This window comes from Caballeronia glathei, from assembly GCF_000698595.1.
Taxonomy (GTDB): Bacteria; Pseudomonadota; Gammaproteobacteria; order Burkholderiales; family Burkholderiaceae; genus Caballeronia; species Caballeronia glathei.
Genome location: NZ_JFHC01000067.1, coordinates 1 through 21,199, shown reverse-complemented (window position 1 = coordinate 21,199; position 21,199 = coordinate 1). Strand labels below are relative to the sequence as shown.

Here is a 21,199-nt window from a genome sequence, read left to right as displayed (position 1 = left end):
CGACGATGACCGGCGCCGAGTTGCCCTCCCAGACCACTTTGCGACTCGCCTTCTACGGCGACGATTTCACCGGCTCCACCGATGCGCTCGAAGTGCTGGCCTTCGCGGGCCTGCGCACCGCCTTGTTCCTCAAGCCGCCGACGCCCGAGCGGCTCGCCGCGCTGGGCAGGTTCGACGCGATCGGCGTGGCCGGCGACAGCCGCGCCATGACGCCCGCCGAAATGGACGCTGCGTTGCCGCCGGTCTTCGCCGCGCTCGCCGAGCTGCGCGCGCCGCTCATCCACTACAAGGTGTGCTCGACCTTCGACAGCGCGCCGGGCATCGGCAGCATCGGCCGCGTGATGGAAATTGCGCGTGCGAGCTTCGGGCCGCACACGATCCCCATCGTCGCCGGCACGCCCGCGCTGCAGCGCTACTGCGCGTTCGGCAATCTGTTCGCGCGCTCAGGGACCGACGGCCGCGTCTACCGGATCGACCGTCATCCGATCATGAGCGCGCATCCGGTCACGCCGATGGACGAAGGCGATCTGCTGCGCCATTTCGCGCGGCAGACCGACCTGCCTCTCGCCGGGTTCTTTCTGCCGAACTTCGAGGCGAGCCGCGAGCAACTCGATCGCGCCTGGCAGAATGCGCGCGCTGAAGCGCCCGCGGGACTGCTGCTCGATACCGCATCGCGAGCGCATCTGACCGAAGTGGGCCGCCTGCTCGAAGGCCATGCGAACGCGCTTGCGCCCGTCTTCGCGATCGGCTCGTCGGGCCTCGAATACGCGCTCACGCAGTGGTGGGGCGAGAACGGCGCGCTGCCCGCGTCGGTGCCTGCCTACGATCGCATCGAGCCCGCCACGCCGATTCTCGCACTGTCGGGGAGCGCTTCGCCATTGTCGGCGGCGCAGATCGACGCCGCGATCGCGGCGGGTTTCGCCGACGTGGAGATCGACGCGCGCGCAGTGATCGACTCACGCGACGGCGCGCGCACCTTCGACGACATCGTGAGCCGTACTCTCGACGCGTTGCACCGCGGACGCAGCGTGATCATGCACACGGCGCGCGGCCCGCGCGATCCGCGCATCGGCGGCCTGCTCGACGCGCTCGTCACGCAGGGCATGACGCGCGACGATGCGCGTCATGGCGGCGGACGCATGCTCGGCCAGCGGCTGGGCGCGATCGCCGACGCCGTCGTGCGCGGCGTACCCTTGCGCCGGCTGATCCTCTCCGGCGGCGATACGTCGAGCCAGGTCACACAGGTGCTCGGACCGGACGCGCTCGAAATCGACGCGCGCCTCACGCCGGGCGCGCCGCTGTGCCGCCTGATCTCCGCGAAGCCGCACCTGCGCGAACTGCAGGTCGCGCTCAAAGGCGGGCAAATGGGCGACGCGAACTTCTTCATTACCGCGCGCGACGGGAACGTTCGCTGAGCGGCTGCCACGGGCACGCATGCGTTTCTCGCTCAAAAAACCGAGGGCAGCAATGATCGCTGCCCTTTTTCATTCGGCCACGTGCATCGCGGCGCGAACGCTTCGGCACGTGAAGAAAAAGGCGGCAATGCGCGAACATCGCCGCCCCTTCTCAGCATCACACTCCCCCGCCCGCGTCAGTCTCAGGGCGTCTTCAGGAACCCCGTGGAAATCCACGGTACCGCTGCGATCACGACAATGCCGATGAACAGCGCGATCATGTAGCCGACGATCGGCCGGATGCCCTCGTCCGGATGGATCTTGCTCACCGCGCACGCGCCGTAATAGCCGACACCGAACGGCGGCGAGAAGAGTCCCAGACCCATCGACAGGATCACGACCATCGCATATTGCACCTCGTGAATGCCGACGTCGCGCGCGATCGGAAACAGGAGCGGACCGAACAGGACGATCGCTGGAATGCCTTCGAGCACACTGCCGAGTAGCACGAACATCACCACCGAGACCGCCATGAAGCTAATCGCGCCGCCCGGCAGATGCTCCATGAACGATGCGAGGCTGTGCGAGAAGCCCGATTGGGTGAGGGCCCACGCCATGGCCGTCGCGGTGCCGATGATGATCAGGATGGCGCCGGAGAGCGCCGCGGTTTCGACCAGCATCGGTCCGACGCGCTTCCAGTCGAAGCGGCGGTAGATCAGAAGTCCCGCAATCAGCGAATAGACGATGCCCACCGTCGATACCTCGGTCGCCGTCGCGACACCCTCGACTACCGCGAAGCGGATCACCGCCGGCAGCGCGAGCGCCGGAAGCGCGATCACCAGTGTCTTGCCGATCACCGCGCCTGTCGCACGCTCGGCCGAGACCGGCTGCACGCGCCGGGCCCGCCACCAGACCAGCACGCACAGCGCGATCGCCAGCACGAAACCGGGCAACAGTCCGCCCGTGAACAACGCTGAGATCGACACGCCCGTCACCGATCCGATCGTGATCAGCACGATGCTGGGCGGCACCGTTTCGGTCTGCGCGCCGGTCGCCGACAAGAGCGCGACGAGTTCACCGGGACGCTCGCCGCGCTTTTTCATCTCCGGGAACAGGATCGGCGCAACAGCCGCCATGTCGGCGGCCTTCGAACCGGAGATGCCCGAGATCAGATACATCGCGCCGATCAGCACGTACGACAGGCCGCCTCGCACGTGCCCGAGCAATGAGGCGAGGAAGTTGATCATCGCGCGTGCCATGCCGGTCATTTCGATCAAGAGGCCAAGGAAGATGAACATCGGCACCGCGAGCAGCAGCAGTTGCGACATGCCTTCGTCCATCCGGCTCACGACGATCTCGAGCGGCATCGAGGTGGACAACGACAGATACGAGAACACCGCGAGACCGAACGAGAACGCGATCGGCATGCCGCTCAACACGGTAAAACCGACCACGCCGACAAAGAAGATCAGCAGGTTCAGATTGCCGAGCGATTGCAGCACGGGCCCTGCCGTCTCGAACCCGGCCACCACCGCCACCGATATGACGATGCCGATCGCCGCCGGCTTCCAGCCGCGCGCCAGCAGCTTGACGAGCGACATCAGCAGCATGCAGGCGACGCCGTAGACGATCGCTGCGACGCGCAGGCCGTCGTTGATCTCCAGCGCCGGCGTGACGATCATCCATTGCTGGTTGATGTATGCATAGGCCGGCGCCGCGATCAGGCCGAGGAACAGCAGGCTTGCCATGAGCGCAACCGTATCCCAGATCGCGCCCCACTCCGTGCCCGCGCGGTTGACGATCGCCGTCATCCGCATGTGCGCGCCGCGATGCAGCGCCGTCGCGGCGCCCGTCATCGCGAGCCACAGGAACAGGATGCCCGCGAGTTCGTCGCCCCATACGAGCGGCTGATGGAAGACGTAGCGAGCGCACACGCCGCTGAAAAGCAGCACGATCTCGGCCAGCACGAGCAACGCAGCCGGCACGGAGACGATCAGCCCGAGCACGCGGTCGGCAAGCGCGAGACCGCGCGGCATCGAAGGCAGACGCACGACGTTGGCTTCGTGCGACCCTTGCGAGAAATCCTCGGCGATGTGCGATCTCATGCTAGTTTCCCGGTGACTTTTTCGAGCAGCGCCCACTCCTCTTCGCCGAAGAATTGCTTCTGTTCAGCGTAGAAGCCCGATTTGCGCAGCACCTCGCGAAAACCGGTCATGTCGGGCGAGTCGAACTGCAGGCCCTTACCTTCGAGCGTCTTCTGCAACGACGCATTGAGCTGCGCGACGTCCTTGCGCTGCTGCATCGCGTACGAGTTCAGATGCTTCGAGACCACGTCGCGCACGTTCGCGGGCAGCTTCTCCCAGGCCGCGCGATTACCGAGAAACCAGAAGCCGTCCCACATGTGGCTCGTCATGGAACAGTATTTCTGCACTTCGTAGAGCTTAGCCGTATCCACCACGGCGAGCGCGTTTTCCTGGCCCTCCACCACCCTGGTCTGCAACGACGAATACACCTCGTTGAAACTGATCGACGTCGGTGCAGCCGACAGTGCGCGGAACAGCGAGATCCACAGGCGGCCCGGAGGTACGCGGATCTTCACGCCCTGCAGATCGGCCGGCGTGCGGATCGCCTTCGTGCTGGTCGTGATCTGCCGGAAGCCGTTGTCCCAGACCTTGTCCTGCACCACGAGCCCTGCCTTGGTGATGAGCCCGCGCAGATGCACGCCCAGTTCGCCGTCGAGCGCGGCGAACACCTGGTTATAGTCCTTGAATGCGAAGCCCACGCCCGTGATGGCCGTTTTCGGCACGAGTGACGACAGCGCATTCGCTCCCGAGAGCGTGAAGAACTCGAGCGCCCCCGCGCGCAGTTGCGCGAACATGTCCGGATCGCCGCCGAGCTGGTTGTTGGCGAACACGCGGATTTCCATGCGGCCATCCGTCTCCTTCTTGATCGCGTCGGCCGCTTGCTGGATCCGCACGTTCAGCGGATGCGACGCCGGCAGATCGGTGCCGACCTTGTAGCTGAATTCCGCCGCCTGCGCGCGCCTGATCCACGGCGCGCCCATCATGCCCGAGGCGGCGACTGCAACGGTTCCTGCGCTCGTGACGAGGAAGCTGCGACGATCTAGTTTCATGGTTGTCTCCTGTATGTAATTTGCCAGTCATCCATCCGGCGATGGTGTCGCGTCGGAAGCGGCTTTTTTTAGGGTTGCCGGCTCGAGCCGGCGTACGTGCTACGTCACTGCTGCGAAACTGCTTCAGTCGACCGAGATGACCGGCTTCACCTCCTCGAAATTCCTCATGCGCTCCATCGCTATGTTCACCTGGTCGAGCGTGTAGCGCCCCGTGATCATCTCGTGGAACGGAAACGCATGCTGGTGCTTGTCGAGGAATTGCAGCGCGAGCGAATAGCTGCGCGCATCGCCCGAAAACGAGCCGATCACCTGGAGATTTTTCTTGACGATCATCGACGGCGCCATCGTCGTCGATGCCTCGCCGAGCTGGCCGACCACCAGATAGCGGCCACCCTTGCGCGCGAGCGCGAGCCCTTCGGCGAACGCCGCCGGTACGCCGGTGAACTCCATCACGATGTCGGCGCCGCGCCCTTCTGTATGCGCGAGCACCCTCTCCAGCCGCTCGGCCGCCGTCGTGCCTTCCACCGGGATGCATACGTCTGCGCCGAAGCGCTCGGCCATCGAAAGACGCGGCGCGGGGGAGCCGATCACGATGATCTTCTTCGCGCCGCGCACGCGCGCGTTGGCGGTCGCGAGCAGACCAAGCGGGCCTGCGCCCTGGATGAGCACCGTCTCCGTGGGCTCGATTTCCCCGATCTGCGAGAACGCATTCATCACGGAGCGCAACGCACAGCTCGACAGGCTCGCGAGTTCGTTCGGCACCGAATCGGGCACGCGCAGGCGGCCCGCTTGCGGCAGGATGTAGCCATACTGCGAGAAGCCGCCCAGCAGATAGGGCGATTCCTCGATGTTCTCGTACATGTACGCGCGGCGGTTCGTGCACAGCGTAGGCTTGCGCGCGGTCGTGCAGAAGTAGCAGCCGCCGCACGACGTGTGCGTGTAGACGACGCGGTCGCCGACCTTGAGCGGCGTGCCGACCGAATCGGTGGTCACGCCCGCGCCGGCGCGCACCACGCGCCCGACCATCTCATGGCCGATGATCACGGGCAGATTCACCTTCAGCGACAGCGATCCCTGCCACAGGTGTACGTCGGTGCCGCAGATCGAGCACATCTCGATCTTCACGAGCGCCGCGTTCGGCTCGGGCTCGCGCGGCACCGGCACCTCCTCGATCTTGAGCGGCGCCTTGAATTCGCGCAGCACGGCTGCGCGGGAAAACTCTGGAACGGCGGTCATGCAGGTTATCTCCTGGTTCTCTTGTCGACATGGCGTCGCGCATGGCATCAGCCGTGACGCAGCACGACCGTCTTCGCCACGGTGTATTCCTTCAGCGCCTCCAGACCCTTTTCTCGGCCATGACCGCTGCGCTTGACGCCGCCGAAGGGCAATTCGATCCCTCCGCCCGCGCCGTAGTTGTTGACGAACACCTGACCCACGCGCAGCTTCTTCGCGACGCGCATCTGGCGCGCGCCGTTCTCCGTCCACAGACCCGCGACGAGGCCGTACGCGGTGCCGTTGGCGATCGCGATCGCTTCGGCCTCGTCCTCGAACGGAATCGCAGCGAGTACCGGGCCGAACACCTCGTCTTGCGCGAGCTCATGCGTGGTCGGCACTGGGCCGAACAGCGTCGGCAACACGAAATAGCCCGTTCTTACCGCGCTCCTGTCGAGCGAACCCTGCGCGATCACGTCGATGCCGTCGCCGCGCGCGCGATCGAGGAAACCCTGGACCTTCTGCGCCTGCGTGCGGTTGATCACCGGACCACATTCGAGATCGGCCTCGGGCGCGCCCACCCGCACCGCCGACATCCTCGCCTTCAGCATGCCGACGAAGCGGTCGTACGCCGAGCGCTGCACCAGCACGCGGCTGCCCGCTGAACACGTCTGTCCCGCGTTTTGCGTGATCACTCCGACGATGGTCTGCGCGGCGCGTTCGAAATCCGCATCGTCGAAGACGATCTGCGGCGACTTGCCGCCAAGTTCGAGCACGCATGGCACGTGATTCCTTGCCGCCGCAGTCTGGATCAGCGTGCCGACTTCCGGCGAGCCGGTGAACGACAGGAAGTCGACATCCGGATGCTGCGACAGCGCCGCGCCCGCTTCCTCGCCGAGCCCGGTGACGAGGTTGATGACCCCCGCGGGTAAACCAGCCTCGTGCGCGAGGGCAGTGAGGCGCGCGCAACTCATGCTCGCGTCCTCGGCAGGCTTCAGCACGACAGTGTTGCCGGTCGCGAGGGCAGGGCCGATCGTGCGGCCGAACATCGACGCCGGATAGTTCCACGGAATGATGAGGCCGCACACGCCGCGCGGCTCACGTTGCACGGTGACCTGATAGCCGTCGAGAAACGGCAGCACATCGCCGAGAACCTTGTCCGCTGCGCCCGCGTAGAACTCGAAGTAGCGCGCGGTGGCGCGAATGTCGGTGCGCGCCTGCGTGATCGGCTTGCCGGTGTCGCGCGCTTCGAGTTGCGCAAGCTCCTCGAGATGGTCGAGGATCAGCGCGGATAGCTTGCTCATGATGCGGCCGCGCTCGAATCCGGCCGTCGTGCTCCACGGTCCGGCGAGTGCCGCGCGCGCTGCGTCGACTGCGCGCTCGATCTCCGGCTTGCCGCCGCGCGAAATCGCGCCGAATACTTCGCCGTCGGTCGGCGAGCGCACCTCGAGCGAGTCGTGAGATTGAGCGGCGCTCCACTCGCCGCCGATGAAAATGGTCCTGACCTCCGAAGGCATGCTGTGTCTCCTGTTTGACGTAGCAGTTGGCGATTCTTGAAGAGCGGCTCAGTTGAAAAAAGTATAGGGAGATCGCCGGACCTGCTACAAATACGAATTGGCAATAGAGGGTATAATTCGTACCTATAGCCGGCGGTTTTCACCAATGGCCGCCTCCTGAGGGGACCGTGCGATGGACATCCGCCAGATGCGTTATTTCGTAGCCTGCGTCGACGCGGGCAGCCTGTCCAAGGCCGCGCTCGCGCTGTCGATCTCGCAGCCGTCGCTGAGCCAGCAGATCGCCGAGATGGAAAGCGACCTTGGTGTGCCGCTCCTGATGCGCAGCTATTCCGGGGTCGCGCCGACCGAAGCGGGCGTCACGCTGTACCGGCATGCGCAGTCGATCATCAAGCAGCTCGCGCAGATGCGAGGCGACGTCAAACGCGGTGAGCACGCGCTGTCCGGCCAGGTGGCGGTAGGCTTGCCGACCAGCGTCGCGTCGGTGCTCGCGGTGCCGCTGTTCGAGCGCATGCGCGCCACCTATCCCGGCATCCAGCTGCAGATCTTCGAGAGCATGAGCGGCTATCTGAACGAACTCCTCGCGAACGGCCGGCTCGACATCGCCGTACTGTTTCGCGAGACCGAGACGCGCGGCGTGTCGGTGATTCCGCTGTTCAACGAGCGCCTCTCCGTCCACGGCGCGGCATGGGTCGGCAATCCGCGCGCGAAGACCGTGCCGCTCGAACTGCTCTCCGGCGTGCCGCTGGTGCTCCCGGGTAAGTCCCATGGCTTGCGCCTGCTCGTCGAGCGCGCGTTCGACAGCGCCGGCCTGGACCTGAACGTGGTCGCCGATATTGACTCGCTGCCGACCATGCTCGAACTCGCGCGGCGCGGCGAAGCGGCCACCATCCTGTCCGGCTTTCTCGGCCGCGGCAAAGCGCACAAGGATCTGCTCACGCGCTACCTCGTCAAGCCGACGCTGGAGCGCTCGGTCGCCCTGTGCCGGCTCAACGCCGTGCCGCAGACCGCCGCATCGCGTGCCGTGCAAGACTGCATGAAGCAACTCGTCGCCGAAATGGCGCCGGCGCTCGGCGCCGATTCGAACTGACGTGCGGCCGGGGTATTGGGCTCGCCTATATCCCATAGTTCCAAAGAGTATTTCCTCCTGACGCGTCAGGCGCGCTACGATTTTCTGGACGGCGGGAGAACCGCCGCTATCGTGACCCGCACATTCAGGAGACAACGCATGTCCCTTCCGCTTTCGGGCCTCACCGTGGTGTCGCTCGAACAGGCCATCGCCGCGCCGCTCGCATCGCGCCATCTCGCCGACTGGGGCGCCCGCATCATCAAGATCGAACGGCCCGGCAACGGCGATTTCTGCCGCGACTACGACACCGTGATGAACGGAATGTCGAGCCAGTTCGTCTGGACCAACCGCTCGAAGGAAAGCGTCGCGCTCGACATCAAGAGCGCGGACGGCGCGGCCGCTCTGAACGCGCTGCTCGAGAACGCCGACGTGTTCGTGCAGAATCTCGCCCCCGGCGCCGCCGCGAGGCTTGGGCTCGATGCCAGGTCGCTCGTTGCGCGCTTTCCGCGCCTGGTCGCCTGCGATATTTCCGGCTACGGCAGCGGCGGACCGTACAGCAGCAAGAAAGCCTATGACCTTCTCGTGCAATGCGAATCCGGCTTTCTTGCAATCAACGGCAGCGAAGCGGAACCTGCCAAATGCGGCCTTGCGATCGCCGACATCGCCACCGGCATGTACGCGCTCAACGGTATCCTGATGGCGCTCTATCATCGCGAGCGCACTGGCAAGGGCACCGCGTTCGAGGTGTCGCTGTTCGACTCGATGACCGAGTGGATGAGCTATCCCGCTTACTACGTGAGCGGCAGCGGCGAGCCGCTCAAGCGCAACGGCATGCGTCACGCGACCATCGCGCCGTATGGACCCTTTCGCACCGGCGACGGCCGCAGCATCTTTTTCGGCATTCAGAACCAGCGCGAGTGGATGTCGTTCTGCGACGTCGTGCTCGGCGACCGGTCCATCGCCAGCGAAGCGCGCTTCGACAGCAATCCGCAACGCCTCGCGAATCGCGACGCGCTCGAAGCGCTGATCGAAGCGCGCTTCGCGGTTTGGACGAGCGACGAAGTCCTCGCGCGTCTCGACAGTGCTTCGATCGCCAACGCGCGCATGAATTCGGTCGAGGAGTTCGTCAAGCATCCGCAGGTCCATACGCGCAGGCGCACGCGCGAAGTCGACTCGCCCACGGGTCCGCTGACCATGTTCGTGCCTGCCATTACCATTCCCGGCGTCGAACCGGTGATGAACCCCGTGCCAGCCGTCGGCGAACATACGCAACGTGTGCTCGACGAACTCGGCCTGACGGACTTGCCCAAGCGGAGTGCCGCATGAGAGAGAGCGACCAGCGCGGCTACAGACTGACGCGCACCGTGCTCGCGGTGCCCGCGAACCGGCGGCGGATGGTGGAATCGGCGGCGCGCTCGACGGCCGATGCCATTTTTCTCGACCTCGAAGACGCGGTGCCCGAAACAGAAAAAGCCGATGCGCTGCAGGGCGCCAGCAGCGCGCTGCAGGAGCTCGACTGGGGCGACAAGACGGTGTTAGTGCGCGTGAATGCATACGGCAGCCGATTCATCGAAGAAGAGATCCGCGAGCTCGCGCCGCTCGCGCGTCTCGATTCGATCATCGTGCCCAAGGCAGAGCGTCCCGAGCACATCGAGGCGATCGCGCGCGCTGTGCACACGGCCGAAGGCAACACGCGCCGTGCGCCGCTCGCAATCGATCTGCTGATCGAGACCGCGCTCGGCCTCGTGATGGTCGAATCGCTTGCTCAAAGCAGCGCACGCGTCGCGGCGCTGCATCTGGGCGTCGGCGATTTCGCCGGTTCGATCGGCGCGCGCAGCGCGGAGATAGGCGGCTCGCCGGACGGTTACCGACAAACTTCGCTCTCGACCGGCGCGCGTTACGTCGAAACGCCGCTCGACCTCTTCGCCTACCCGATGATGCGCGTGCTGGTCGCCGCGCGCGCGTTCGGACTGCGCGCGATCGACGGACCCTGCGGCACGTATCGCGATCTGACGCTTACACGCGCATGGGCGGAAAAAGCGGCGGCACTCGGTTTCGACGGCAAGCAAGTGATTCACCCTTCGCAGATTGATGCGACGCGCGACGCCTTCACCCCGTCGGGGGAAGATCTCGCATTCGCGGCCCGCGTCGTCGACGCGATGCTGCAGGCGGAAGCCACCGGACGGGGTGCGGTGTCCGTCGACGGCAAGATGATCGACTACGCGAACCTGCGGATGGCGCAGCGCATCCTGATGCTCGGTGCGGCGGGCCGGCGCTGAGCGTCTTGTTGTCCAAATGCGCGAGCCTTCGGACGGCGCTTTCGCTCAACGATCCTGCTTCGTTTTTCGTCCACTCTGGCGTCACGCTCAAACCGCGCCCGCGCCCCACGACAGGAAGCCGCCGTCGACCGGCAGTACCACACCATTGGTGTACGCCGCTTCGTCCGATGCGAGATAGCAGATTGCGGCGGCGATCTCCGAGGTTGTGCCGTAGCGGCGCATCGGAATCGCGCGCGAATACTCTTCACGGAACTCGTCGCTGTGCAGCGCCCTGGTCATCGGCGTATCGACGGGACCTGGCGCGACCGCGTTCGCGGTGATGCCGTAGTCGCACAACTCGACTGCCATCTGCCGCGTTAGCGCGATCACGGCGCCTTTTGACGTGCCGTACGCCGTTCGGCCCTTGCCGACCGCGCGCATGCCAGCGACCGACGCGATGTTAATTATTCGGCCCCAGCGGTTCTTCACCATTAGCCGGGCCGCGTGCTGTGCGCACAGGAGCGCCCCGGTGACATTCACCTGCATCGTGTTGAGAAAGGCGTCGAGCGGATAGTCGATAAAGGGAATTAGTTTCGCGATGCCAGCGCCGTTGACGAGCACGTCGCAGCGCCCGTGCTCTTTCGCGATCGATTCGAACCCCGTGGCAATCGATTCGGCTTGGCCCACGTCCATCTGAACGGCGGACACCGACAGTCCCGCCGCCGAGAGGCGCGCGGCGGTTTCGTCGGCGCTACCCTTGTTTTGGTCGGCCAGCACCACGTGATGTCCGCGTCTGCCAAGCTGCTCCGCCGTATCCGCGCCGATGCCCATTGCGCCGCCAGTCACGACTGCCACACGGCCCGCGCCGCTTCCGATCGTCTGCTCCACGTTGTCTCCAAGTTGTATTCGGACGCAAGCCGTCCTTCACCTTGCCAGGTTGCCGCGAGTCCCTTTGTCAATGTAATCGAATCAATGTCCGAAGCCATTATGAGAGACGCATAAGGGAGCCTCAATGGATATTAATGCAGTGTATTGTGAGTAAAGGTCACTCAAAGCGACAGGCCGTGGTCGTTGCCGACGTGTGGTATTCGGGTGCAGCGAACCGCCCGTTTGGGCAAGTCGACATCAAGTGCGAGCGTGCGGACGCGGCAAAGGCAGCGAGCCTTCGAGGCGATTCGAAAGGGGCCTGCGTTAAGCTACGGCCCGCCAGCCGCGGCTTGCAACCCGCCCGCTCCGTTTTTCCGATGTCCGCCTACGCCGCGCAGCGCCACATGAAAATCCAGCCGCGCCATCAGGCCTCGCCGCCCGATGTCGCCCGCGGTGCTGCTGCCGATACCTCCCGAGTCCGCGCAAAAAATGCTTTTGGGGCACCACTTGGTGTTGGCTGTTTCCCGCGGCGGGAACGGCACTCGACTCGTCCCCACATACGACGCCGACCTGAGGTCGAAGGCCACTATCGGACGAATCCAAACACCACACGGAACGATAACCGGTCGCCGCGCGGGAATCAGAACCCATACACCGGTCAATGGGGAACGCGCGACGGTGACGATTGAGTCGCAGCTCTCGGAGGCACTCGTGAACCAACGCGCTTCTAGTCGGCAACACTCCCGCTGCTCACGCAGCTTCCATTTGTTGCATCGACCGGTTGAATCCGCATCTTAAACCCGCCAATGCTCAACGCGAGCATTTCGGCCTTTGCCGACGTTGAATCCAACACGACACTACGTCTGCAATAGGGCGCGCTGCCGCCGCTTCATGGTAAGTGCGTTGCCCCCGTGTGCAAAATCCTAAAGTTTCTCCTGACGTTGCCGATAGTCGGTGTGTTGAAACGCTTTTAGCACACTCGTGGACATCGAAATCGCGATTAAGGTGGGAAGCTTCCTGATTGGCGTTGTAGGAGCCGGCCGGCTCATCTACGACCTTTTGACAAGTCAACCCGGTAGGATGCGAGAGGAGTATCGTTTCGCGAAGGAATTTCTGCTCGACCAAGAGAAGATTCCTGCGATGCATCCGTTTATGCGCGAAAAGGGCTATCAAGCGATAGCGGGTGACGCGAGGCTAAGCGCGGACGAGATCGAATACTTACTTTCCCTTCGAGGCGCGTCACGTGCGCTCAGGGATTACACTCTCGGTCGCGGATATCTGCGACACTTGCCGCAGCAGGGAAATCTGCAAGTTCAATTCAAAGAGAAATATCAATCTATCGTTGCGCGGCGTGTTCGGAAATATTGGTTTGTAGCCGCGTACGCGGTCCTCTCCTTTTTGGGCTTCTTTCCCTTCGTCTTTTCACGGATTTTCTTTCACAATCCCGGTGATATGCTCTTCGCAACGGGGGTCACGCTGCTAGTCTTCCTTCCATCTGCGTGGCTCTCACTTCGGTCCGCTATTCGCCTTGACAGAGCCGAGAAGTTAGTCAAACACCAGTCCAAGCATACGCAAAGGATTGTCCTAGAGCCAATCGACGAAATTCGTCTGCTATCACCCCTTGATCGTACGCTCGGAAAGGTCGGAAGTGGGCGTTATATGTATAGAAAGCGCACTGCCGCCTCCAAAAACGTACTTTGCGCTAGACCGGTGTTTTTATTCGAGCGAGCGCAAATTGCCTCCCGTTATGGGCATCGCGAACACGAGCAGTTCGGCCAATGCCGACATTGAGATGCGCTGGGTACTATGTCAGCGATGCGGCGGATTGCTGACGTTAGCGGTCGAGCAGCTGGACGTCAGCTTCCCGCATCAGCGAACTCACACTCTGTTAAGCGTTGTCCAACGCCTGCCCGCATGCGTCGTCGTATGCTCACGCGGCGGCAGACATGGGCAGGCGTCGAACAACGCTTAACAATACCCGCCCTTGGAACCGCAACGCCTCGACCGGCAGCAACGAGAGCATAGCGGCCACTCGATCGCTGTGCATGAGCCGCGAGGTCTCATGAGAAAACTGCGTGATCAATGCAGGCGAAGGCTTGCCTTGGATCAAATCAAGGCACGACCCATTAGATTCAGCCGCGACACGCCACCATCCGGCAATATGTTGAACCGCACATGCGTGACAGACATGCTCCGGGTCGGCGCAAACGTATGTACCCTGTCCATCTCCAGCTTCTGCTCGTCGAGCAGCACCTGCCAGAACATCGATTGCGTAATCACGGACTCGTCCGTTCCCGCGCTGACGAACGCGCCTTGTAGCGAGCATCGGTCCGCAAAATTCCCCTTGAAATGCGCGGTGTCGACCCTGACCTGACTGATTTCACCGGGCGTCGCCAGTTCGACGATGCACCAGTCGCAACCCGGTTCGCGACGTCGCCGGGTTTCCCAGCCTTCGCCCATGTTGGCCGCGCGCATCGGCAGCAGCAGATTCGACGCTAAACCGTAATGCTGGTTGTTCGCGGCGACGATTCGCGCACCGTTGATCGCGGACGCGAGATCGAGTTCGCCGCCCGGCGCGAGTTCTCGACGCGGCCGGCCGAACACGCGCAAACGCGCCACGCCGCCGTCCGGATAGATATTGAGGCGTACGTGCGTGTAAGCCCCTCGCGTCGCCGGATCGATTGCGTGATAGTGATGTGCGTTGCCCTTGAGCACGATCGCCGGCAGCACTTCAGTCCATCGTGCGTCGGCGGGCGGAACGTCGCTGTCGCAACGGCACGCGTCGATCGACGCAGCTGGCGGAAAGTTTCCGGTGAAATGGCTTGTGTCGATATCGACGCCCACCAATTCGCCCGCCACGCCCAGTTTGACGATGCAAAAATCGTGGCCCGCCACGCGCTTGCGGCGTGATTCCCAGCCGTCCATCCATTTGCCGTTGTCGTCGTATTTGCCGGGAATGAAGACGGCCGGTTCCGGGTCAAGGATCCGCGCCATCGGCGCAAAGAAATCGTCGCTGGTGAGTACAGCCCGCGCGCCAAGTCGCGGGTCCGCGAGGTTGATGCCCGTGCGCGCGAAGGCGGGCGCGTCGGGATCGAAAGTGGGCATTGCCATGTGTATTTACGCGAAGTGATTGGTTAATGAACTGGGACGCTCAGGCGACCGGCACCCACGATTGTGTGCCTTGCAGGTCCGACTCGAAGTCGTCGAGCACCGCGATTTCCACGGGCTTCGGTGTGTTGTCGCGTTGCCCCTGGATCTTGACGATGTCTTGCGGACAGGCGGAAAACGCCACGAAGCAATCCATTTCCGCGCGCAACGTTATGTACTCGCCGGGCTTCGTCACTGTGGGCAACGTATGCAGCGTGATGCCGTCGGGCTGCACGCGAATATTCATGAAGATGTTGAACGACGCGAAGTTCTGGCGCGGCGGCGTGACGCCGAGCTCGAACATGCCTTCGAACATGTTGTCGCAACAGTTACGGTGATAGCCGCGCACGCCGAGCAGTTCATAGCGTTTGCGATCGCAGGCCGCCATGAACGTGTCGTGGACGCCAGGTGTCGTGTCTTCGACTACAGTCAGCACCGGATGACGCTGATTAGTCACGAAGCTGTCGCCGACGATCGGGTTGAGCCGCTGGTTCCACACGCGCGTGGTCTCCATGCACATGTATTCGTTCAGGTCGTACGCATTCCAGGCCCAGCAATCCACCACCTGGGTGCCGTGCGTATTGATGACGCGCACGGCCTGGCCGGCTTTCAGTCGAACGGCTTTACCGTGGCCGGCGGGAACGGTCGATGTGGGTTGATTCGTGTAGCTCATGAGCGTGTAGGTTCCGGTGCAAAGCGGTAGAGAAATTGCTGGAGACGGGGTGACGACGGCGCGTCGAGCACCTGTGCAGGTGGCCCCTGTTCAACGATGCGTCCGCTGTCCATAAAGATCACGCGGTCGGCGACATCACGCGCAAAGCCGATCTCATGCGTGACGACGATCATCGTCGTGTCGTTCGCGGCGAGGCCGCGCATCACCGCGAGCACTTCGCCGACCAGTTCCGGGTCGAGCGCGCTGGTCGGCTCGTCAAAGAGGATTACTTCCGGCGCCATCGCTAGCGTGCGCGCGATGCCCACGCGTTGCTGCTGTCCGCCCGACAGGTTCGCGGGCATCGATGTATGCTTGCCGCCCAAACCCACTTGCCGCAGCGCTTCGACCGCGAGATCGCTGGCGGCAAGGCGGTTCATCCGCTTGACCGAAAGCAGGCCTTCCATCACGTTTTCGAGCACGGTCATGTGCGGCCATAGATTGAAGCTTTGAAACACCATGCCGATCCGGCTGCGCTGCGCGCGTGTCTCGCGGTCGGGGCGTGGGCTCGTCGAGCCGTTTGCGTTCTCGCGTAAGCCAATTCGCTCGTCGCCGATCCAGATCGCACCTTCGTCGGGCGGAGAGAGCCAGTTCAGGCAACGCAGCAGCGTCGATTTGCCGGAGCCGGATGGGCCGAGTATGCAAACCGTTTCGCCGCGCGCGACTGTCAGATCGACGGCGTCCAGAATGCGATTGGCACCGAACGACTTGACGATGCCGCTTGCCTTCAACGCAATGGGCGTCGCATTGCCGGATAAGTTCATGCTGTTCACCGGGTCTGGGCGACCCGCTGGGCGCGGCCGAGGCGGCGCTCCCAATGACGGGTCGAGAGGTGGATGACGGACGTCGCGGCCCAGTAGACCATTGCGATGACGAAATAGACTTCGAGTGGCGCGTACGTGTCCGACACGACGGCCTTCGCGGCGAACATGAACTCGTGCACCGAGATCACGGACAGCAGCGCGGAATCCTTGATCAGACCGATCAGCAACCCGGTCAGCGTCGGCAGCAGCAATGGCAACGCTTGCGGCGCGATGATGCGGCGCGCGATTGCAGCCGGCGACATGCCAATCGCAACACCCGCTTCGACGGTCCCCGCGGGCACGGCGGCGGCAGCTGCCTGAATCACTTCCGCGACATAAGGGCCGTAATAGATCGCGAGCGTCACGGTGCCGACCAGCGGAGCAGGCAACAGCACGCCGAAGTCCGGCAAGACAAAGAACGTCACATAAAGCAGCACGAGCAAGGGTAAACCGAGCGTCAACGCCGTATAGCCGCGAATCAGCGCGACGAGCCACGGAGCGCCGCGACGCTGACCGACGGTCAGCAAGACGCCGAGCACGCCCGACAACACTGCGCCAGTCGCGCATAGCCAGATCGTTCCGCCGAGTCCTTGCAGGAGTTCGAGCCAATAGGCCGACAGAACGCCGAGGTCGAACGTCATCGAGTGGCTCCGGTTGCAATGCGTGAGGCGCGCGGCACGCGCGGTGCACGCTGTATGCGTCGCGCGGCGTAGATGACCGGTAGCGCGACCGCCAGATAGCCAACGCTGACGAGCAACATCACTTGCGTCGACGTGTAGGTGCGCGCGATCACCATTTGTCCCGCATACGTGAGTTCAGTGACGGCCACGACCGACGCCAGCGGCGTGGTTTTCAACAGGATCGTGAATTCGTTGATGAGCGCAGGCAGGCTCGCCTTCAGCATCTGCGGCAACGCAATCCGCAACACGATGCGCCACGGCGCCATGCCGAGCGCAATCGCCGCTTCATACTGACCGGCCGTGACCACGCACAGATTGCCTCGCAGGATTTCCGCCGTGTACGCGCCGCTGTTCAGGCCGAGGGCTATCGCGGCGGCTAGCATCGGACGTCCGCCCAGTCCGATCAGCGGCAATGCGAAAAACAGCATGAACAGTTGCACGAGCGCCGGCGTGCCACGCATGAAGCTGATGTAGAGGCGCGCGACCCAGCGCAACGGCGCGATACGCGTCAATTGCATCGCCAGTGCGAGATGGCCGAACGCGAGACTGCCCGTCGCGCCGAGCAGCGTCAGTTCCACGGTCAGCAACCAGCCGTCGATCAACGTCGGCAGGCTATGGATCACTTGCGGGTCGAAGCCCATTGCGGCGTTTTCCCGGAATCAGAGTTCGTCGAGTTCTTCTGCCGTCGAGAGTTCGAGTGCGCCGGGCGTATCGTTACCCGCAATCCCGGCGCAACACGCCGACACGATGAACACCATATCCGTCACGACGCGGCACGCGACGAAATCGCCTGTGCGCGTGGTGTTCGGCAGCGGCTCGATACGGCCGTCCCGATGGAGCGCGACGTGCATGAACAGGTTGATCGGATCAGGCATTTTCGGTGGTCTGAGGCCGAGCGTGTCGATCACCGCGCCGACCGATTCGACGCAGCCGGTCTGTCCCACGTAGCCCTGTTCGGCGAGATACGCGTTCGTCGAGGCAGGCAGCAACAGATCGTGCTTGCCGCTCGAATCCTTGCCCAGCACCATCATCGCGCGACGGCGGTTGCTGACGATCCGCATGCCCGCCTGCAACACGTACGAATTGCTGAAGACACGGGTGTGATGGACCGACATGTAGACGTCGGCATTGACCCGGCTGAAGCCGAACATCGACGCGACCGCGCCTGGTTCTTTCGCTTCGATGCGCAGGATCTGGCCGGCCTTGACTTCAATGGCTCGGCTTTCGCCAGCAGGCACGGCGATGGTTTGCGGCGGCAGCGCGGCGCGTGAAGGCGGTTCTTTGAGAAGCAGCATGGATGAGTCCGTTCAGGCGGCGACAGGCATCGCGGGAAGGATGGAAATGGCGATATCGGTGACCTTGAGGCCATTGCCGGGAATGATGTCCTGCGGACACGACGACACCGCGCACACCAGGTCTACGAGCACATCGAAGGTGATGTGATCGCCCGGCCTGCTGGTCGGATCGGTGACCTGCATCCGGCAGTCGGCGGTGACCGGGCCGTTCTGGAACAGATTGAACGGCTCGGGCACGTCGAACGGCGACAGTCCGTACAACGCGAGACCTGCGTGCATGTTGTCGAGACAGTTGCGATGCCCGATCACGTTGAAATCGACCGTGAAACGCGTGTCGTCGCAAGCGGGTACGTTGGCATCGTGAACACCGACGGTGTCCTCGACGACCCGCAACAGCGGCCGTCCCAACGACGAATACAGCGCGTCGCCGACATTGAAAAACAGCGTGCGAAGCTGGCGCCGCGTATGGGTGGGCGACAGTTTCTCGGTATGGTTCGACGCGGCGACCGCGACGAAATCGGCCGCCTGCTGGCCTTCGACATCGATGATCGTCAATCGTTGGCCGGCCTTCACTTCGAAGGTACGGCCACGTCCCGCCTTGACGGTGAGAGTCTGCACTGGATCTGTCATTTGACTTGGCATGCTCGCGTTCATTACTGGGGAATGAAGCCGGACGTCGGTGTATCGAAGCTCACGCCGAGATTGTCCTTTTGCAGGCGTGCGAGTTCGCCTGACTTCTTCATTGCGATGATCTGGTCACTGATCGCCTTGTTGAGACGCGTATCGTCCGGGCGCGTTGCCCACGCGATCCATTGCGACGGGCCGAGTTCATCGGTCGATTTGAGCTTGCCAGGGTTCTGTTTGATAACGCCCGCGAGCACGGTCATATCGTCGAACACGAAATCGGCGCGACCCGTCATCAATGCCGCCACAGTCTGATCCACGCTGTCCACGCTGATCAGCTTGATCGGCGCGAGACCCTTGGCCTTCAGCGTTTCGTTGAACTGCTTGAGGATCTGCTCGGGCGCGCTCGCGCTCTTGACCGCGGCGGTCAGGCCCGCGAGTGATTCGACGGTGGCGTTCGCCGGAATCTTCTTGAAATCGGCGCGTACGAGCGCGCCGTTGACTGTCTTGCTAGTCGGGACTACGTATGCGAGACGCTTCGCGCGTTCGGCGGTCACGTTCAGCGCCGAACCTTCGATATCGAACGAATGTGCGAGCAGGCCGGGAATGATGCCACTGAACGCCATGCGCTGATACTCGATCTTCACGCCGAGATGTTTCGCGACGGCCGCCAGGATGGCCGGATCGAAGCCGACGATGTTGTTGTTGGCGTCGGTGTATTCGTATGGCGCGAAAGTGGGGTCGATGCCAACCGTCATCGTGCCGCGACTCTTGATGTCGTCAAGCGTATCGGCGCTGGCAGCGACCGAGTGAATCAACGCGGCAAACGGCAACAACGCGGCGAGGGCAATGCTGGAGAGGCGGCGCTTCGACATCGGTGTAACTCCCGTTGACAGGTGGACGATGCCGGATGCAATGCATGATCCATACCAGCGCTAGCAGTGAAACGAATGTTTCCAGACTAGATCCAATAAAACATATGTTCCTGAATGGGTTTGAGAGAAACACAGATTTCACGTTTCCGATGCCGGACCTATAATGAAGTCAATGCGAGACGGCGCCGCGCTGCACCTGTCAGGTGCAGGGAAGCACGGATGCACGTTGCCGGTGCTGGCATCGCATCATCACGGGCAGTCAATTTATCCACGGGCCGAAATGTCAAACGTTCCAACAAAAAAAGGGAAGCGATCTCCACCGTCGATCGAAAGTCGGATTGCGGAATGCTATGACGAACTGTCTGAAATCGATCAGCGCCTTGCCGACGTGATTCTGAGTGCACCGGGACAACTGGCGATGCAAACCGCTACCGAACTGGCGACGACCGCGCAAGTGTCGAAGGCGACCGCGACGCGCTTTTTTCAGAAATTGGGGTATGCGTCTTATGACGATGCCCGCGCGATTGCGCGCGCGGCGCAGGTCGGCGGTTCGCCGTTATATCTACAGGACCGGGGCCGCCAGACGGCGGGTTCGAAACTCGACGACGTGATCCAGGCCCATTTGCAGCACGAAGTCGAAAACCTGGCGAACACGTACCGCTCGCTTGATACGCAAGTGCTAAGCGAGGTGGTCGACGCAATCGCGCATGCGCGGCGAGTGGCGATCATCGGCTATCGACATAGCCACACTGTTGCCACGATGATCCGGCGCGAACTGATTCAAGTGCGTTCGGATGTGATGTTATTGCCCGCGCCGGGCGACACCATCGGCGAATATCTTACTGATCTGAACGCGAAAGATCTTGTGATCGTCATTGGCTTGCGGCGCCGCGTTCCGGCGGTCGGCCTGGCTGCCACTGCTCTGGCCGAGGCGGGCGTGCCGGTACTGTATATGTCGGATGTGATTGCAGGCAAACCTGCGCGGCTGGCGCACTGGGTGATTCGATGCCATACCGATGGCCTGATGCTGTTCGACAGCAAGGTTGGCATGACGGCAGTGGTCAACCTGATTTGCTCGCTTGTCGCGGAACGTTTGCTTGAACGCAGTAACAGTCATTTGCAGCGCGTCGAAGTCCTGCACGAGAGCTTGCGTGAACTGGAGTGAACCGGCCCGTGAGCGAGAATACGCATCGGATGAGACATCGTCACGGGCGCGTGAACTTGATCAAAACTATCCGAGAGCGCTCCATTCCAGTATTGAATACTCCTGACTGAACGCTTCTAAGTAAATGACTGGCTGCTGAAATTCGTTCGAAACTTTTCGTTCGAGTGCCCGATCTTGGCCGAACCCAGAACTTTTTGCAGCCGGACATGCTCTTCCAGAGAGCCACCAGATAAATGAACTGCCCTTCGAGAACTTCCTTTGACGCTGATTGCAGTGTCGTAACAGCTCGCTGACAATGATGCAGGCGTGCTATTACGCAAATGTCTCAAAGCGCGGATCACGTTGCGGTCGGGCTTGCGGTCGTCAACCGACACATCGCGACTGCGGCGCCGTTCACGATGGGCGCGCTCCATGGATCGGCCGGCAAACTCCACCTGCGCAATGCCTTGCCGGA

The 21,199-nt window shown here is 62.9% G+C and carries 20 protein-coding genes; 6 read left to right on the top strand and 14 right to left on the bottom strand.

What is annotated here, in order from left to right; all coding sequences use genetic code 11:
• Positions 1 to 5 precede the first annotated feature (5 nt).
• A complete protein-coding gene (locus tag BG61_RS30415) occupies positions 6 to 1,415 on the top strand; it encodes a four-carbon acid sugar kinase family protein (RefSeq protein WP_051672888.1) in 1,410 nt (469 codons plus the stop codon).
• Positions 1,416 to 1,597: 182 nt separating this feature from the next.
• Here the strand turns inward: BG61_RS30415 and BG61_RS30410 are convergent, their stop codons facing one another.
• The 4 genes from BG61_RS30410 to BG61_RS30395 form a co-directional block, all read right to left on the bottom strand.
• Complete coding sequence (locus BG61_RS30410; RefSeq protein WP_161783716.1) at positions 1,598 to 3,430, bottom strand: TRAP transporter large permease; 1,833 nt, start codon at positions 3,428 to 3,430, stop codon at positions 1,598 to 1,600.
• Between the two features lie 65 nt (positions 3,431 to 3,495).
• On the bottom strand, positions 3,496 to 4,527 hold the full coding sequence (locus tag BG61_RS30405) for a TRAP transporter substrate-binding protein (RefSeq protein ID WP_035938318.1): 1,032 nt from the start codon (positions 4,525 to 4,527) through the stop codon (positions 3,496 to 3,498).
• Positions 4,528 to 4,650: 123 nt separating this feature from the next.
• Positions 4,651 to 5,763, bottom strand: coding sequence for a zinc-binding dehydrogenase (locus BG61_RS30400; protein WP_035938320.1), 1,113 nt, complete (start codon positions 5,761 to 5,763; stop codon positions 4,651 to 4,653).
• A 47-nt stretch (positions 5,764 to 5,810) separates the two neighbouring features.
• Positions 5,811 to 7,256 (bottom strand): aldehyde dehydrogenase family protein, encoded by a 1,446-nt coding sequence (locus tag BG61_RS30395; protein WP_035938321.1) that lies wholly within the window; start codon positions 7,254 to 7,256, stop codon positions 5,811 to 5,813.
• Between the two features lie 187 nt (positions 7,257 to 7,443).
• Here BG61_RS30395 and BG61_RS30390 point away from each other — a divergent pair, with 187 nt between their 5' ends.
• From BG61_RS30390 to BG61_RS30380, 3 genes are all read left to right on the top strand, one after another.
• Positions 7,444 to 8,343 carry a LysR substrate-binding domain-containing protein gene (locus BG61_RS30390; protein ID WP_306434259.1) on the top strand — a complete coding sequence of 300 codons (900 nt, stop codon included), beginning with the start codon at positions 7,444 to 7,446 and terminating at the stop codon, positions 8,341 to 8,343.
• A 138-nt stretch (positions 8,344 to 8,481) separates the two neighbouring features.
• Complete coding sequence (locus BG61_RS30385; RefSeq protein WP_035938324.1) at positions 8,482 to 9,648, top strand: CaiB/BaiF CoA transferase family protein; 1,167 nt, start codon at positions 8,482 to 8,484, stop codon at positions 9,646 to 9,648.
• On the top strand, positions 9,645 to 10,601 hold the full coding sequence (locus BG61_RS30380) for an HpcH/HpaI aldolase/citrate lyase family protein (protein ID WP_035938326.1): 957 nt from the start codon (positions 9,645 to 9,647) through the stop codon (positions 10,599 to 10,601). The genes BG61_RS30385 and BG61_RS30380 overlap by 4 nt, the downstream gene beginning before the upstream one ends.
• 87 nt (positions 10,602 to 10,688) lie before the next feature.
• On the opposite strand, the gene BG61_RS30375 is transcribed toward BG61_RS30380, so the two are convergent.
• Complete coding sequence (locus BG61_RS30375; RefSeq protein WP_075584253.1) at positions 10,689 to 11,468, bottom strand: SDR family NAD(P)-dependent oxidoreductase; 780 nt, start codon at positions 11,466 to 11,468, stop codon at positions 10,689 to 10,691.
• Positions 11,469 to 12,428: 960 nt separating this feature from the next.
• Here BG61_RS30375 and BG61_RS30370 point away from each other — a divergent pair.
• On the top strand, positions 12,429 to 13,238 hold the full coding sequence (locus tag BG61_RS30370; RefSeq protein ID WP_035938328.1) for a hypothetical protein: 810 nt from the start codon (positions 12,429 to 12,431) through the stop codon (positions 13,236 to 13,238).
• A gap of 315 nt (positions 13,239 to 13,553) precedes the next feature.
• Here BG61_RS30370 and alc read toward each other — a convergent pair whose 3' ends face one another.
• From alc to BG61_RS30330, 8 genes are read right to left on the bottom strand one after another with little or no spacing between them, the layout of a single operon-like run.
• Positions 13,554 to 14,558: an allantoicase gene (alc, locus tag BG61_RS30365; RefSeq protein ID WP_035938329.1), complete on the bottom strand. Its 1,005-nt coding sequence runs from the start codon at positions 14,556 to 14,558 to the stop codon at positions 13,554 to 13,556.
• Positions 14,559 to 14,598: 40 nt separating this feature from the next.
• Positions 14,599 to 15,267, bottom strand: coding sequence for a DUF1989 domain-containing protein (locus tag BG61_RS30360; RefSeq protein ID WP_035938331.1), 669 nt, complete (start codon positions 15,265 to 15,267; stop codon positions 14,599 to 14,601).
• Positions 15,264 to 16,067, bottom strand: coding sequence for an amino acid ABC transporter ATP-binding protein (locus tag BG61_RS30355; RefSeq protein ID WP_035938350.1), 804 nt, complete (start codon positions 16,065 to 16,067; stop codon positions 15,264 to 15,266). The genes BG61_RS30360 and BG61_RS30355 overlap by 4 nt, the downstream gene beginning before the upstream one ends.
• A gap of 5 nt (positions 16,068 to 16,072) precedes the next feature.
• The gene (locus BG61_RS30350) at positions 16,073 to 16,747 is read right to left on the bottom strand and encodes an ABC transporter permease subunit (RefSeq protein ID WP_035938332.1); all 675 of its coding nucleotides are present in this window, start codon (positions 16,745 to 16,747) and stop codon (positions 16,073 to 16,075) included.
• Positions 16,744 to 17,427, bottom strand: coding sequence for an amino acid ABC transporter permease (locus BG61_RS30345; protein WP_035938334.1), 684 nt, complete (start codon positions 17,425 to 17,427; stop codon positions 16,744 to 16,746). The genes BG61_RS30350 and BG61_RS30345 overlap by 4 nt, the downstream gene beginning before the upstream one ends.
• An 18-nt stretch (positions 17,428 to 17,445) precedes the next feature.
• Positions 17,446 to 18,081 (bottom strand): urea carboxylase-associated family protein, encoded by a 636-nt coding sequence (locus BG61_RS30340; RefSeq protein ID WP_035938336.1) that lies wholly within the window; start codon positions 18,079 to 18,081, stop codon positions 17,446 to 17,448.
• Between the two features lie 12 nt (positions 18,082 to 18,093).
• On the bottom strand, positions 18,094 to 18,699 hold the full coding sequence (locus BG61_RS30335; protein ID WP_232256405.1) for a DUF1989 domain-containing protein: 606 nt from the start codon (positions 18,697 to 18,699) through the stop codon (positions 18,094 to 18,096).
• 35 nt (positions 18,700 to 18,734) lie between these two features.
• Positions 18,735 to 19,580, bottom strand: a complete 846-nt coding sequence (locus BG61_RS30330) for a transporter substrate-binding domain-containing protein (RefSeq protein WP_035938337.1) — start codon at positions 19,578 to 19,580, stop codon at positions 18,735 to 18,737.
• A gap of 163 nt (positions 19,581 to 19,743) precedes the next feature.
• Here BG61_RS30330 and BG61_RS30325 point away from each other — a divergent pair, with 163 nt between their 5' ends.
• The gene (locus BG61_RS30325; RefSeq protein ID WP_232256406.1) at positions 19,744 to 20,745 is read left to right on the top strand and encodes a MurR/RpiR family transcriptional regulator; all 1,002 of its coding nucleotides are present in this window, start codon (positions 19,744 to 19,746) and stop codon (positions 20,743 to 20,745) included.
• A 116-nt stretch (positions 20,746 to 20,861) separates the two neighbouring features.
• Here the strand turns inward: BG61_RS30325 and BG61_RS43000 are convergent.
• The coding region (locus tag BG61_RS43000; RefSeq protein ID WP_161783715.1) for a hypothetical protein at positions 20,862 to 21,199 on the bottom strand (338 nt) is incomplete at its 5' end.